Source organism: Nocardia sp. NPDC052316 (assembly GCF_044547795.1).
In the GTDB taxonomy this organism is placed as follows: domain Bacteria; phylum Actinomycetota; class Actinomycetes; order Mycobacteriales; family Mycobacteriaceae; genus Nocardia.
Window position 1 is genome coordinate 432,154 of the sequence record NZ_JBIUBB010000003.1, and the last position, 13,147, is coordinate 445,300.

Genomic DNA, 13,147 nt, shown 5'->3' on the forward strand with positions numbered 1-13,147 from the left:
GCATCGAGGAACTTGTTCGCGAACTACCCTTCACCACAATGCTTTTGAAGGTGTCCCCGGTCAGGGAAGTATACGCGAGTGTGCACACTCCGCAGCGGTTGGAGTCAGTACGGCCAACTCCAGTCGGCGACCTCCGGAATGTCCTCGCCGTGCTCCCGGGTCCAGGCCCGCGCCTCCCACCGTGCGTCGACCATTTCCTGACGCAACCCGGCGGCTCGCTCACCCAGGCTCGGCACCCGATCGATGACGTCCATCACCAGGTGGTACCGATCGAGGTCGTTGAGCATCACCATGTCGAACGGTGTGGTGGTGGTGCCGCGTTCCTTGTAGCCGCGCACGTGCAGCCCGTCGTGGTTGGTACGTCGATAGGTGAGCCGGTGGATCAGCCATGGATAGCCGTGGAACGCGAAGATCACCGGCCGATCGTGGGTGAACAGCGTGTCGAACTCGCTGTCGGGCAACCCATGTGGGTGTTCGTCCTGCGGTTGCAGGCGCATCAGGTCGACCACATTGACCACCCTGACCCGCAGGGTGGGCAGCCGATCGCGCAGAATCGCCGCCGCCGCAAGGGTTTCCAGTGTGGGCACGTCACCGGCGCAGGCCAGCACCACATCCGGAACGGTGCCGAGCTCGTCGTTGTGCCCCGCCCAGTCCCAGATCCCGATGCCGCGGGCGCAGTGCTCGGCCGCGTCGGTCACCGAAAGCCAGTCCGCCTGGGGTTGTTTGCCCGCAACGACCACGTTGACGTAGTGCCGGGACCGCAGGCAGTGGTCGTAGGTCGACAGCAGCGTGTTGGCGTCCGGCGGCAGATAGACCCGCACGATCGAGGGCTTCTTGTTGAGCACCACGTCGAGGAAGCCTGGGTCCTGATGGGTGAACCCGTTGTGGTCCTGTCGCCAAACATGTGAGGACAGCAGATAGTTGAGGCTTGCGATGGGTCGCCGCCACGGCACGCCTGCGCTGGCGTCGAGCCACTTGGCGTGCTGGTTGAACATCGCGTCGACAATGTGGATGAACGCCTCGTAGCAGGTGAACACCCCGTGCCTGCCGGTGAGCAGATAGCCCTCCAGCAGCCCCTGGCACATGTGCTCGGACAGCACCTCGATCACCCGGCCGGTGCGGTCGAGTTGCTCGTCGTACTCATCGATCTCGGCCTGCCAGTTGCGGCCGGTCACCTCCAGGATGTCCTGCAGCCGGTTGCTGGCCAGCTCGTCGGGCGCGAAGGTGATGAAGTTGTCCGGGTTGTTCCTGGTGACCTCGCGCAACCAGGCGCCGAGCACCCTGGTCGCCTCGTGCTGGGAGCCGCCGGGCGTGGCGACCGGCACCCCGAACTCGCGCCAGCCCGGCAGGTTCAGATCACGAACGAGCATGCCGCCGTTGGCGATCGGGTTCGCGCTCATCCGCTGGTCGCCCTCGGGCACCTGGTCGAGCAGCTCCGATACCGGCCTGCCCAGCTCGTCGAACAACTCCGCAGGGCGATAGGACCGCAGCCACTGCTCCAGCACCGCGCGATGGCCCGCATCCGACCGTGCACCTGGCAGCGGCACCTGATGCGCGCGGAAGGTGCCCTCGACCGGATCGCCGTCCACCACGGGCGGACAGGTCCAGCCCTTCGGGGTGCGCAGCACGATCATCGGCCACACCGGGCGCGCGCCATCGGTGCCGCCGCGTGCGGCGCGTTGGATCTGCGCGATGCGCTCCATACAGGTGTCGACCGCGACGGCCATCGCCTGATGTACCGCGGTGGGGTCGCTGCCCGAGACGACGATCGCCTCGTAGCCGTACCCGCGCATCAGGGAAACCAGCTCCTGCTCCGGAATGCGCGCCAGGATGGTCGGATTGGCGATTTTGTACTGGTTCAGCGCGAGGATCGGCAACACCGCACCGTCGCGCGCCGGATTGAGGAACTTGTTCGCGTGCCAGCTGGTAGCCAGCGGCCCGGTCTCCGCCTCGCCGTCGCCGACCACGCAGAACACCGTGAGGTCCGGGTTGTCCAGCGCCGCACCGAAGGCATGCAGCAGGGAGTAGCCCAGTTCGCCACCCTCGTGGAACGAGCCGGGCGTCTCCGGCGCGCAATGACTCGGCACGCCGCCGGGAAAGGAGAACTGCGCGAACAGCGCACCCATGCCCGCGGCGTCCTGCGGAATGTGGCTGTACAGCTCGGAGTACGTGCCCTCCAGCCAGGCGCAGGCGTTCGGCCCCGGCCCGCCGTGCCCGGGGCCTGCGACGAAGACCGCGTTGAGCCCGCGCTGCCGGATCGCCCGGTTGGCGTGCACCCACACCAGATTCAACCCCGGCACGGTACCGAAGTGCCCGAGCAGCCGCGGTTTGATGTGCTCGGCCTGCAGCGGTTCGCGCAGCAGCGGATTGGTCATCAGATAGATCTGCCCGACGGCGAGGTAGTTCGCGGCTCGCCACCACGCGTCGATCGAGGTCAGTTCGTCGCGGTCCAGCGGGCCTGCGATCTCCGTCAGCCGATAGGGCTGCGGGGCGACGCTCTCGCCGCCCGCGCTGCCGACATTGTCGGCGGAGGTATCGCCACCCGCGCTCGCCATGTGGGTCATGCGCCGACTCTCCTCGTCGTAGGGGGAGATTCCACTGTCAGCGTAACGGCAGTCCGACGCGCGCCGGGCGACTCGGACATTCGCCGCGATGATGGTCTAGGGTCCGCCGCATGCACACACTCGGCAGGATCATCGGGATCGGCACCATGGCCGCGGCGGCGTCCACTCTGGTCGCCTGTGGATCGGATGACAAGGCGTCCTCTACTCCGTCCACCACCGCGCCCGCGAAGAGTCTTTCCACGAGCGCATCGGCCGCGGCGACCCAGAGCAAGGGCCGGGAATGCACCGCGGAGGACATCGGCGTGAGCGGCGACTTCGGCTCCGCACCGAAGATCACCATCCCGGACAACTGCGATCCGCCCAAGACGCTCATCACCAAGGACCTTATCCAGGGCAGCGGCCCCGGCGCGGCCGCGGGCCAGCCGCTCACCATGAACTACGCGCTCGTCACCTGGTCGAACAAGCAGAAGAAGGACAGCTCCTTCGACCGAGGCACCCCCTTCCAGCTCACCCTCGGCGGCGGCCAGGTCATCCAGGGCTGGGACGAGGGACTGGTCGGCGTACAGGAGGGCACCCGCAGGCTGCTGATCGTGCCGCCGGACCTCGGCTACGGCGCGGGCGGTCGCGGTATCGCGCCGAACGAGACGCTGGTCTTCGTCACCGACGCGGTCTCGGTGGGGAAGTAGCGGTCCGAAAAGCGGCCGAGTGCAGCCCGCCCCGGCCGGTCAACTAACCTGGTCGGGATGCGTACGCCGCGTCCCTCGCCAGCCCGGCGGGTGCCGGGGTCCCGGTAGCAGGCCGGGACGATGGGGGATCGCGTCTCAACCAGAACAGACGACGAACAAGGAGCATGTCCGTGAAGAGCACCGTCGAGCAGCTGAGCCCGACCCGGGTCCGGATCAATGTCGAGGTGCCCTTCGAGGAACTGAAGCCGGACTTCGACCGCGCGTACAAGGCACTCGCCAAGCAGGTCAAGATCCCCGGCTTCCGTCCGGGCAAGGCGCCGGCCAAGTTGCTCGAGGCGCGTCTGGGCCGCGGCGCGGTGCTGGAGCAGGTCGTCAACGACGTGCTGCCCGGCCGCTACAGCGAGGCCGTCACCGCCGCCGACGTGAAGGTCATCGGCCAGCCCGAGATCGAGATCACCAAGATCGAAGACGGCGAGGAGCTCGCGTTCACCGCCGAGGTCGACGTGCGCCCGGAGATCACGCTGCCCGAGTACGAGAACATCGCGGTGACCGTGGACGCCTTCACCATCGGCGACGAGGACATCGAGGAGCAGCTGCAGTCGCTGCGCCAGCGCTTCGGCACCCTCACCGGTGTCGAGCGCCCGGTCCAGGACGGCGACTTCGTGTCGATCGACCTGTCGGCGACCGTCGACGGCGAGGACGTGCCGGAGGCGTCCACCACCGGCCTGTCCCACGAGGTCGGCTCCGGCCAGCTCATCGAGGGTCTCGACGAGGCGCTGATCGGCCTGTCCGCCGGTGAGTCCAAGGAGTTCACCTCGAACCTGGTGGCCGGTGAGCATGCGGGCAAGGAAGCCGTCATCAAGGTCACCGTGCAGTCGGTCAAGGAGCGCGAGCTGCCCGAGGCCGACGACGACTTCGCCCAGCTGGCCAGCGAATTCGACACCCTCGACGAGCTGAAGGCAGACCTGCGCAACCGGGTCGAGCGCAGCAAGAAGGTGCAGCAGGCAGGCGAGATCCGGGACAAGGTGCTGGAGACCCTGCTCGAGCAGGTCGAGGTGCCGCTGCCCGAGGCGGTCGTGCAGGCCGAGATCGACGCCGTCACCCACGACGCGGTGCACGGCTTCGACCACGACGAGGCCAAGCTCGCCGAGGCGCTCGAGGCCCAGGGCTCGAGCCGCGAGGAGTTCGACAAGGACGCCAAGGAGTCCGCCGAGAAGTCGGTGCGCACCCAGCTGCTGCTGGACGCCATCGCCGAGGCGGAAAACACCCAGGTCGGCCAGGAAGAGCTCACCGAGCGGATCCTGTTCCAGTCGCAGCGCTACGGCCTGGCGCCGGAGCAGTTCATCCAGCAGGTGCAGCAGGCCGGTCAGCTCGGCGCGATCTTCGCCGACGTCCGGCGCGGTAAGGCGCTTGCGGGCGTCGTCGGCAAGGTGAAGGTCACCGACTCCGCGGGCAACGTGGTGGACACCGCCGAAATGTTCGGTGCCCCTGAGGATTCCGCCCCCGAGGTCGAGGCCGAAGGCGTCGCCGAGGTCGAGTCGACCGAGACCGCCGCGGCGAAGGCCGAATAAGTTCTATGCAGTGCCAGCGTGACGTGCGGCTCTCAGCTGGGCTGATTGCGCTGTAAGCGAAGAAGGGCGGTACCGGGAGTTCGGTGCCGCCCTTGTCGTTAATGTTTGTGACAACGAACCAGAGATGGCCGTCGGCCAACGAGCCGGTTAGAAAAGGCAGGTATCCGTGACAGTCAATCAGGCAGGGGTCGTCATGACATCCGCGACTGCTGGTCTCAACCTCAGCGATTCGGTGTACGAGCGGCTGCTCAGCAATCGCATCATCTTCCTCGGCACCCAGGTCGACGACGACATCGCGAACAAGCTCTGCGCGCAGATCCTGCTGCTCACGGCGGAGGATCCGACCAAGGACATCGCGCTCTACATCAACTCGCCCGGTGGTTCGGTGACCGCCGGTATGGCCATCTACGACACCATGCAGTTCGCGGAGTGCGATATCGCGACCTACGGCATGGGATTGGCCGCGTCGATGGGCCAGTTCCTGCTGACCGCGGGCACCAAGGGCAAGCGCTTCGCCCTGCCGCACGCCCGGATCATGATGCACCAGCCGTCGGCGGGCATCGGTGGTTCCGCGGCCGACATCGCGATCATGGCCGAGCAGTTCGCGCACACCAAGCGTGAGCTCAACGAGTTGCAGGCGCTGCACACCGGCAAGTCCGTCGAGCAGGTCACCATCGACGCCGACCGCGACCGCTGGTTCACCGCGCAGCAGGCGCTGGAATACGGCTTCATCGACCGAGTGATCAGCCACGCGGAGCAGACCAACGGCGCAGGCAACTAGGTGCCATCCGGACTCTTCGTCCGTTCAGCGCAGCAGCCGCTTCCACACACAGACTTTGGAGACCAAGATGGCCAACCAGTTTGACCCACGCGCACTCGGCGGCATGGCGCCGCAGAGCCCGCAGTCGCGCTACATCCTGCCGTCGTTCATCGAGCACTCGAGCTTCGGCGTCAAGGAGTCCAACCCGTACAACAAGCTGTTCGAGGAGCGCATCATCTTCCTCGGCGTGCAGGTGGACGACGCCTCGGCGAACGACGTCATGGCGCAGCTGCTGGTGCTGGAGTCGCTCGACCCCGACCGCGACATCACCATGTACATCAACTCGCCCGGTGGCTCGTTCACCTCGCTGATGGCCATCTACGACACCATGCAGTACGTGCGTGCCGATGTCGCGACCGTCTGCCTCGGCCAGGCCGCCTCGGCCGCGGCCGTGCTGCTCGCCGCCGGTACTCCCGGCAAGCGTGCCTGCCTGCCCAACGCCCGCGTGCTGATCCACCAGCCGTCGCTCGAGGGCGGCATCCAGGGTCAGGTGTCGGATCTGGAGATCCAGGCCGCCGAGATCGAGCGCATGCGTCGCCTGATGGAGACCACGCTGGCTCGCCACACCGGTAAGGACGCGGACCAGATCCGCAAGGACACCGACCGCGACAAGATCCTCACGGCCGAAGACGCCAAGGAATACGGGATCATCGACCAGGTGTTCGATTACCGCAAGCTCAGCGCGCAGAAGAAGTGATCGCGTCGGGCGAATCGTCGACCCCGGCGGCGATTCGCTCGTAAATTGCTGTACCCCAGGGATTTCCGGCCGGGAAGTGCGCCACGTTGCGTGCTGCCCGGCCGGACTGCTCCAGTGACACGGCGGGCCCGGAAACACTCGGGTACGCAGCACCGATGAAACAACTGGCCGGAGCGCGAAATGGCTGCTGAACGGACGAAACGTGCTCCGGTGTCGTGAGAACTCGCACAACCCGGCGGAGAAACATGCTCGAGTTGTCGACCTCCATCGCACACACCAGGTACGGTCAACCTAGGGACCTTTGCTCCCGGTTGACAGCACTGCCTCACCCGCCGGAACCGGTCGATGCGTTTGCGATCACAGCCGGTGGCGCGGACAAGCAAGGCGGCAGATAGCTGGCAACCTGGACGGACGGTTGCACGCGGACAAGGAAGTAGGGACCCACGAGATGGCGCGCATCGGAGATGGCGGCGATCTGCTCAAGTGCTCGTTCTGCGGAAAGAGCCAGAAGCAGGTCAAGAAGCTCATTGCGGGACCAGGGGTGTACATCTGCGACGAGTGCATCGATCTATGCAACGAGATCATCGAGGAGGAGCTCGCCGAATCCAGCGAGGTCAAGCTCGATGAGCTGCCCAAGCCCGCGGAGATCCGGGACTTCCTGGAGAACTACGTGATCGGGCAGGACACCGCCAAGCGCACCCTCGCGGTGGCTGTCTACAACCACTACAAGCGCATCCAGGCCGGCGACAAGGGCCGCGACAGCCGCGGCGAGGTCGTCGAGCTGACCAAGTCGAACATTCTTATGCTCGGCCCCACCGGCTGCGGCAAGACCTACCTCGCGCAGACGCTGGCCAAGATGCTCAACGTCCCGTTCGCCATCGCCGACGCGACCGCGCTGACGGAGGCCGGGTATGTCGGCGAGGACGTCGAGAACATCCTGCTGAAGCTCATCCAGGCTGCGGACTACGACGTGAAGCGCGCAGAGACCGGCATCATCTACATCGACGAGGTCGACAAGATCGCCCGCAAGAGCGAGAACCCGTCGATCACCCGCGATGTCTCCGGCGAGGGTGTGCAGCAAGCCCTGCTGAAGATCCTGGAGGGCACCCAGGCGAGCGTGCCGCCGCAGGGTGGGCGCAAGCACCCGCACCAGGAGTTCATCCAGATCGACACCACCAACGTGCTGTTCATCGTCGCGGGCGCGTTCGCGGGACTGGAGCGGATCGTCTCCGAGCGCACCGGCCACCGCGGCATCGGCTTCGGCTCCGAGGTCAGATCCAAGTCCGAGATCGACACCGCCGATCACTTCGCCGAGGTGATGCCGGAAGACCTGATCAAGTTCGGCCTGATCCCCGAGTTCATCGGCCGCCTCCCGGTGGTCGCCTCGGTGACCAACCTGGACAAGGAATCCTTGGTCAAGATCCTCTCCGAACCGAAGAACGCGCTGGTCAAGCAGTACGTCCGGCTGTTCGAGATGGACGGGGTCGACCTCGAGTTCACCACCGACGCCCTCGAGGCGATCGCCGACCAGGCGATCCTGCGCGGCACCGGTGCGCGTGGCCTGCGCGCCATCATGGAGGAAGTCCTGCTGCCGGTGATGTACGACATCCCCAGCCGCGACGACGTCGCCAAGGTGGTTGTCGACTCCGACACCGTCACCGAGAACGTGCTGCCGACCATCGTGCCCCGCAAGGCGCAGCGGGCGGAACGCCGGGAGAAGTCGGCGTAGTCCGCTTCGACAGAGCTGAGAGAAGCCATCGCGCGGCGCGCGGTGGCTTCTCTCGTTGCTGCCAGAAGGAAATAATTTCCGCGCCGATGAGGTGTAGGTCTGGTGTGGAATGGGTAACCCGTCTTCAGGGTTGAGCGAACAGCCTAGTTCTGGTGCTCATCAACAGCCCGGGACGCAACGCATTGCCGGCAACGGACGTCAATTGCCGTGCGCGACAGGACCGAGATCCACATGTCGTCAACTCTTGCTACTCCCGCAAACCGCGCAACCACCACGTCGCGACCCGACCTCACGGCGAGTCGAGGTGTGGCACCGAGTCGAGCAACGTTGCCGAGTCGTACCGAACCGGAAGCTCGACTGCACGTTTCCGTGACCGCGCCGAGCGAAACGGTCACGCTGTGTGCCGTCGCGGGCGAAGTGGACTTCTATACTTCCGACCAGTTCCGGTCCCAACTGATCGGCTCGCTGAATAGCGCCGCACCGCTGGTGGTCATCGATCTGTCCCAGGTGACGTTCTTCGGCATCGTCGGCCTGCATGTGCTGATCGAGGCGCGTACCTGGGCTGAGCACACCGACCGGCGGGTTCGCCTGGTCACCGGCCCGCGCTGCGTCGACCGGCTGCTGGCGGTCGCCGGCGATTTCGTCGCCTTCGACACCTCAGCCAACCTCGCCGAAGCGCTGCTCGGCGCCGCCTAGCTATCGAGACACGGCGGCGGTCACTACGATTCGATCATGTTTGCCCGCCGCCGCCTCGAGCGGAAAATTGATGCGCTGCACTTCAAAACGGACCTTATCCTCCATCATCTGGGGATTCAGGACCTGCCCCCAGTGCCCGCCGAACCGGTGCGGACGGTAGCCGCCACCGCGCGGCCCGTGTCCCTGGACTTCACCGAGATCGATGCACTTTTGGCCGAGGGCAAGAAGATTCATGCGATCAAGCGTTATCGAGAGCTGACCGGCTGTGGTCTCAAAGAAGCCAAGGACGCCGTCGAAATGCGCTATCGGTACTGAGTTGCCGCGCAGGCGACGGCTGTAAAACTACTGGAGCGGTACCGGCCGCTCGTGCACCACATGCTTCATCACCAGTGTCGACGTCAAGTGCTGCACACCGGGCAGCGTGGCCAGCTTCTCGTCGTAAAGCTGTTGGAACGCAGGCAGATCCGCCGCGACGATACGCAGCAGAAAATCCGGATCCCCGAACAGCCGCTGGGCCTGCAACACGTGCGGTATCTCCGCGACGGCCTGTTCGAACGCGGCCACCGTCGTGCGATCCTCCTGGCGCATGGTGACGAAAACCAGCGCCTCGAACGTCAACCCGACGGACGCGGCGTCGACCAGCGCGCGATAGCCGCGGATCACCCCGGTTCGTTCCAGCTCGCGCAGCCGACGGTGACACGGCGACAGACTCAGCCGGACCCGGGCGGCGAGTTCGGTGATCGTCAAACGCCCGTTGTGCTGTAGCTCCGCAAGAATCTTCCGGTCGACGCGATCCATGCAGAAGATCCTTCCACATAAGGCCGCTCAGCTGCGAAAACTTGGAATCACCTCCCCGTCGAATCCGCCTATTCTTCCTGCGGGTATTCATTCGAAGGGAGCAGCTCCGCATGGCAGTCGGGTACATCGCCGCGTTCTGGACCGTCTCGGTCCTGCTGATCCTGGTGCCCGGCGCGGACTGGGCCTACGCGATCGCCGCAGGCCTACGCGAACGTTCGGTGGTGCCCGCCGTCGGGGGACTGCTGCTGGGTTACGTCGCACTGACCGCGGTCGTCGCGGCCGGCGTCGCCGCCGTCGTCGACCGCAATCCCCTTGTGCTGACCGCACTTACCGTCTTCGGCGGCCTGTACCTGATGTGGCTCGGCGGCACAACACTCGCCACCGCCGGTACCCCCACCGCCCTGCCCGACCAGGGCGACCCGGCCCCGTGGGGCGCCAGCGTCCTGCGCGGGATCGGCATCAGCGGCCTCAACCCCAAAGCCATCCTCCTCTTCCTCGCCCTGCTCCCGCAGTTCACCGACCGCGCCGGCTCGTGGCCCCTGGCCGCCCAAATCGGCACCCTCGGCCTCATCCACACCCTCAGCTGCGCCGCCATCTACCTCTGCGTCGGCACCCTCGCCCGCACCGTCCTGCGCGCCCGCCCCACCGCCGCCCGCCTCGTCACCCGCATCTCCGGCATAGCCATGCTCATCATCGGCACCCTCCTCCTGCTGGAACGCCTGCTGTGAGCTGCATCGGGCGGTTCAGCGGGCGACGGAAAGTCGTCCATAAATTCTGTTAACGAACGGTGGGAGAGGGGCGATGTAGTGGTCGTGGGGTTTCTTTCGGTGTCCCTCGCTGCCGCGGATATCGCGGGTTCCGACTGTGTCGGCGGCGTTGCGGGCGCTCCCGGTTTCCTCCGGTAGGTAAAGGGTCGCGGGTGACAACACCTGCAGGCATCCGCGGTTCGTGCGATCCCTGCCCCGAGGTTGGCTTCGATGGCAACCTTGGGGCAGTTTCATGTCCGGGTGGCGGTGAGCCCGGCTGACACGGTGTGTCGGATTCGGGGATTCGTCGGGCCCGTCGCTCGCATTACGCTGTAGTGCAACGGTTTCGACCGACAGCAGGTTGCCATGGAACAGCTTCCGTCCATCCTCGGCGCGATCGCCGCCACCTTGGCCGCGATCCTGTCGTTCGGAACGCTGTACGTCACCGGGCGACGTGAACACCGGCGGTGGTTGCGCGACTCCCTGGTCGAGGCGTACGTGGAGTACGTCGAGGCCAGCTTCGCCACCCGCGCGCCACGGACGCTGGATCTGCGTGCGGCGGACGACCACGCCGGACTGGTCGAGCAGAAGGAGAGTTCGGACACCGCCTGCAGACGCGCGATGACGAGCCTCAGCAGACTGCGTCTGATCGCCCCGCGCGAGGTCGTGGCCGCCGCCGAGGAACTGCACTTCGCCGACGTCGACGCGATGACTGTGGCGTTCAACGGCCCGGTGCCGCCGGACGATACGTGGCACGTCGCGCGTCGACACCAGCAGGAGTGCCGAGACCGGTTCATCGGTGAGGTCAGGAAATCGTTGGGCGTGGGCAAGCCTGCGGACATCACGCCCGGCAGGTCATGGCGGTACAGCCCGCGGTCGCTGAGCCAGTAGACGTGCGCGGTCGACACTGCATATTGCGGACCGATCCTGTCCGCTAGCGGTGTCAGGATGACCTCATGAACGCAGACGAACTCGACTGGAACCGGACGCTGCGCGAGCAGTGGGAGTTCCACTGGAATCATCAGATCCGAGCCCGGCTCGACGGCCTCACCGACGACGAGTACCTCTGGTCACCGGTGCCGAACGCGTGGAGTGTGCGACCACGCGGCAGTTCGACGGCGCCGGTACAGGCCGGCGCCGGCGATTTCACGATCGACTACGCCTTCCCGCCGCCGACGCCCGCGCCATTCACCACGATCGCCTGGCGACTCGGTCACGTCATCGTCGGTGTGCTCGCCGCCCGCAACGCGGCACACTTCGGCGCACCGGCGGCGTCCTACGAGAGCTGGGAATACGCGGGCACCGCGGCCGCCGCACTCGACCAACTCGAAACCCAGCTCGACACTTGGTCGACCGGAGTGCGCAGCCTCGGGGACGACGGACTCCGCGTTCCGGTCGGCGACGAGGAGCCTTTCCCGGACCTGCCGATGGCCGCTCTGGTACTGCACATTCATCGTGAACTGATCCATCACCTGTCCGAGGTCTGCCTGCTCCGCGACCTCTACCTGCACACCAAAACTGCCACCGGATAACTACGCTGAACCTGCCACACGTTGGACAGGAGTCGGCGGTGGCCGAGACAACGGTAGCCGGGGTGCTCGCCGAGCTGTCCGCACTCGATGATCCGAGAGCCCGCGCGGTGAACGAGAAGCACGGTGACGACCCTGGTCTGCCGCCCGAAAGCCTTCGACCGTGCCGAGCTGGACGCGATGGTGCGTCAGGCGCACACACCCAGGGTGCATGACTGGCCCGTCAACTACGCCCGATGTGGATCACCGAAATGGTGCGCAGGCGGTAGGCGGAGTAGGGCTTCGCACACGAGCCCGGTTGACGACGGCTGTTATCTACCTGGCCTCTGCTATGGTCCCTGACGATCGAGTCGGGAATTTCGGTGTCACTGCTGGTGAAGAGTAATAATTGCTTCGTGACCGAGACTGTTGCACCTACTACCGACGGCCAGCCGAGTCTGGAGCAGATCGCCGCGAGCAGCCCGTACCTGATCGGTAGTTTTCGGTTCTGGTTCGCCGACCAACGCTGGGAATGGTCCGACCAGGTTGCCCAGCTGCACGGTTACGAGCCCGGCACCGTCACCCCGACCACCGAACTGCTACTCGCACACAAACACCCTGACGACCGCGACACCGTCGCGGAAACCCTCGCCGTCGCGGTCAGCCACGGCGACCCGTTCTGCTCGCGGCACCGCATCATCGACACCGCCGGGACCATGCATCACGTCCTGGTGGTCGGCGACCGCCTGCACGACGAGAATGGAGCCACCGTCGGTACCGTCGGCTACTACATCGACCTGACCGACCGGCTGGACCAGAACCATCGCGAAACCCTCGACACCACCGTGCCCGGGGTCGTCGAAGCACGCGCGGTGATCGAACAGGCCAAAGGCGTGTTGATGTTCGTCTACGGCATCAACGCCGAACAAGCCTTCCGCGTCCTGCAGTGGCGCTCCCAGGAAACCAACACCAAACTGCGCACCCTCGCCACCAAACTCATCGCCGTCATCAACACCTTCGATGGTGCACCGGTGAAAGTGCGTGCCCAGTTCGACCACATGCTCCTGACCGTGCACGAACAACCCGACCCCCCAACAGATTCCGAATAGTGGACCGATCCGGTCGGGTGTTCGCCCCCGCGCGCGTAAGGCGCGCCTCCCTCGTGGGGCGGCGCGAAACGAATTGCTGGACAATTGATCACGGGGAACTGATGTCGTTGGTCTCTCGATCGATGCCGACACCAGTTCCTCGTGATCAACCGACCAATGGCCAGAGTTGATTCAACCGGGGTGCTCAGAGTTGCGGGTGGGTGGTGCGGGTTGGGAGTATTGC

Annotated in this window: 13 protein-coding genes and 1 pseudogene; 12 read left to right on the forward strand and 2 right to left on the reverse strand. The window is 65.8% G+C overall.

What is annotated here, in order from left to right; translation table 11 throughout:
• Window positions 1-104: 104 nt before the first annotated feature.
• The gene (locus ACIHA7_RS14680) at window positions 105-2,564 is read right to left on the reverse strand and encodes a phosphoketolase (RefSeq protein WP_397289483.1); all 2,460 of its coding nucleotides are present in this window, start codon (window positions 2,562-2,564) and stop codon (window positions 105-107) included.
• Between the two features lie 110 nt (window positions 2,565-2,674).
• Between ACIHA7_RS14680 and ACIHA7_RS14685 the strand changes: the two genes are divergently transcribed.
• The 7 genes from ACIHA7_RS14685 to ACIHA7_RS14715 all read left to right on the forward strand — a co-directional run bounded on the left by ACIHA7_RS14685 (window position 2,675) and on the right by ACIHA7_RS14715 (window position 9,078).
• Window positions 2,675-3,250: an FKBP-type peptidyl-prolyl cis-trans isomerase gene (locus ACIHA7_RS14685; protein WP_397289485.1), complete on the forward strand. Its 576-nt coding sequence runs from the start codon at window positions 2,675-2,677 to the stop codon at window positions 3,248-3,250.
• A 170-nt stretch (window positions 3,251-3,420) separates the two neighbouring features.
• Window positions 3,421-4,821 carry a trigger factor gene (tig, locus tag ACIHA7_RS14690; RefSeq protein WP_397289487.1) on the forward strand — a complete coding sequence of 467 codons (1,401 nt, stop codon included), beginning with the start codon at window positions 3,421-3,423 and terminating at the stop codon, window positions 4,819-4,821.
• Between the two features lie 193 nt (window positions 4,822-5,014).
• Entirely contained in the window at window positions 5,015-5,602 is a 588-nt protein-coding gene (locus ACIHA7_RS14695; protein ID WP_397289489.1) for an ATP-dependent Clp protease proteolytic subunit, read from the forward strand.
• Window positions 5,603-5,669: 67 nt separating this feature from the next.
• Window positions 5,670-6,338 (forward strand): ATP-dependent Clp protease proteolytic subunit, encoded by a 669-nt coding sequence (locus ACIHA7_RS14700; protein ID WP_378738546.1) that lies wholly within the window; start codon window positions 5,670-5,672, stop codon window positions 6,336-6,338.
• A 448-nt stretch (window positions 6,339-6,786) separates the two neighbouring features.
• Window positions 6,787-8,067 carry an ATP-dependent Clp protease ATP-binding subunit ClpX gene (gene clpX / locus ACIHA7_RS14705; protein WP_107654767.1) on the forward strand — a complete coding sequence of 427 codons (1,281 nt, stop codon included), beginning with the start codon at window positions 6,787-6,789 and terminating at the stop codon, window positions 8,065-8,067.
• 369 nt (window positions 8,068-8,436) lie between these two features.
• A complete protein-coding gene (locus ACIHA7_RS14710; protein ID WP_397289492.1) occupies window positions 8,437-8,763 on the forward strand; it encodes an STAS domain-containing protein in 327 nt (108 codons plus the stop codon).
• Window positions 8,764-8,799: 36 nt separating this feature from the next.
• The gene (locus ACIHA7_RS14715; protein ID WP_397289494.1) at window positions 8,800-9,078 is read left to right on the forward strand and encodes a ribosomal protein L7/L12; all 279 of its coding nucleotides are present in this window, start codon (window positions 8,800-8,802) and stop codon (window positions 9,076-9,078) included.
• Between the two features lie 27 nt (window positions 9,079-9,105).
• Here ACIHA7_RS14715 and ACIHA7_RS14720 read toward each other — a convergent pair whose 3' ends face one another.
• Window positions 9,106-9,561 carry an Lrp/AsnC family transcriptional regulator gene (locus ACIHA7_RS14720; protein WP_397289496.1) on the reverse strand — a complete coding sequence of 152 codons (456 nt, stop codon included), beginning with the start codon at window positions 9,559-9,561 and terminating at the stop codon, window positions 9,106-9,108.
• Window positions 9,562-9,671: 110 nt separating this feature from the next.
• On the opposite strand from ACIHA7_RS14720, the gene ACIHA7_RS14725 reads away from it, so the two are divergent.
• The 5 genes and pseudogenes from ACIHA7_RS14725 to ACIHA7_RS14745 all read left to right on the forward strand — a co-directional run bounded on the left by ACIHA7_RS14725 (window position 9,672) and on the right by ACIHA7_RS14745 (window position 12,924).
• Complete coding sequence (locus tag ACIHA7_RS14725) at window positions 9,672-10,289, forward strand: LysE family translocator (RefSeq protein WP_397289498.1); 618 nt, start codon at window positions 9,672-9,674, stop codon at window positions 10,287-10,289.
• Between the two features lie 384 nt (window positions 10,290-10,673).
• Window positions 10,674-11,198, forward strand: coding sequence for a hypothetical protein (locus tag ACIHA7_RS14730; protein ID WP_397289500.1), 525 nt, complete (start codon window positions 10,674-10,676; stop codon window positions 11,196-11,198).
• Window positions 11,199-11,263: 65 nt separating this feature from the next.
• Window positions 11,264-11,839, forward strand: coding sequence for a DinB family protein (locus ACIHA7_RS14735; protein WP_397289502.1), 576 nt, complete (start codon window positions 11,264-11,266; stop codon window positions 11,837-11,839).
• A 38-nt stretch (window positions 11,840-11,877) separates the two neighbouring features.
• Window positions 11,878-12,067, forward strand: a pseudogene (locus ACIHA7_RS14740) (DNA alkylation repair protein); the annotation flags it as partial.
• 164 nt (window positions 12,068-12,231) lie between these two features.
• Complete coding sequence (locus ACIHA7_RS14745) at window positions 12,232-12,924, forward strand: PAS and ANTAR domain-containing protein (RefSeq protein WP_397289504.1); 693 nt, start codon at window positions 12,232-12,234, stop codon at window positions 12,922-12,924.
• Window positions 12,925-13,147 lie beyond the last annotated feature (223 nt).

What these genes read in the sequence shown, in the direction of transcription:
- ACIHA7_RS14685 (WP_397289485.1), top strand. Translation starts at nt 2,675, where the DNA reads ATGCACACACTCGGCAGGATCATCGGGATCGGCACCATGGCCGCGGCG.
- ACIHA7_RS14680 (WP_397289483.1), bottom strand. Translation starts at nt 2,564, where the DNA reads ATGACCCACATGGCGAGCGCGGGTGGCGATACCTCCGCCGACAATGTC.
- ACIHA7_RS14715 (WP_397289494.1), top strand. Translation starts at nt 8,800, where the DNA reads ATGTTTGCCCGCCGCCGCCTCGAGCGGAAAATTGATGCGCTGCACTTC.
- ACIHA7_RS14735 (WP_397289502.1), top strand. Translation starts at nt 11,264, where the DNA reads ATGAACGCAGACGAACTCGACTGGAACCGGACGCTGCGCGAGCAGTGG.
- clpX (WP_107654767.1), top strand. Translation starts at nt 6,787, where the DNA reads ATGGCGCGCATCGGAGATGGCGGCGATCTGCTCAAGTGCTCGTTCTGC.
- ACIHA7_RS14730 (WP_397289500.1), top strand. Translation starts at nt 10,674, where the DNA reads ATGGAACAGCTTCCGTCCATCCTCGGCGCGATCGCCGCCACCTTGGCC.
- ACIHA7_RS14720 (WP_397289496.1), bottom strand. Translation starts at nt 9,561, where the DNA reads ATGGATCGCGTCGACCGGAAGATTCTTGCGGAGCTACAGCACAACGGG.
- ACIHA7_RS14695 (WP_397289489.1), top strand. Translation starts at nt 5,015, where the DNA reads ATGACATCCGCGACTGCTGGTCTCAACCTCAGCGATTCGGTGTACGAG.
- ACIHA7_RS14700 (WP_378738546.1), top strand. Translation starts at nt 5,670, where the DNA reads ATGGCCAACCAGTTTGACCCACGCGCACTCGGCGGCATGGCGCCGCAG.
- ACIHA7_RS14725 (WP_397289498.1), top strand. Translation starts at nt 9,672, where the DNA reads ATGGCAGTCGGGTACATCGCCGCGTTCTGGACCGTCTCGGTCCTGCTG.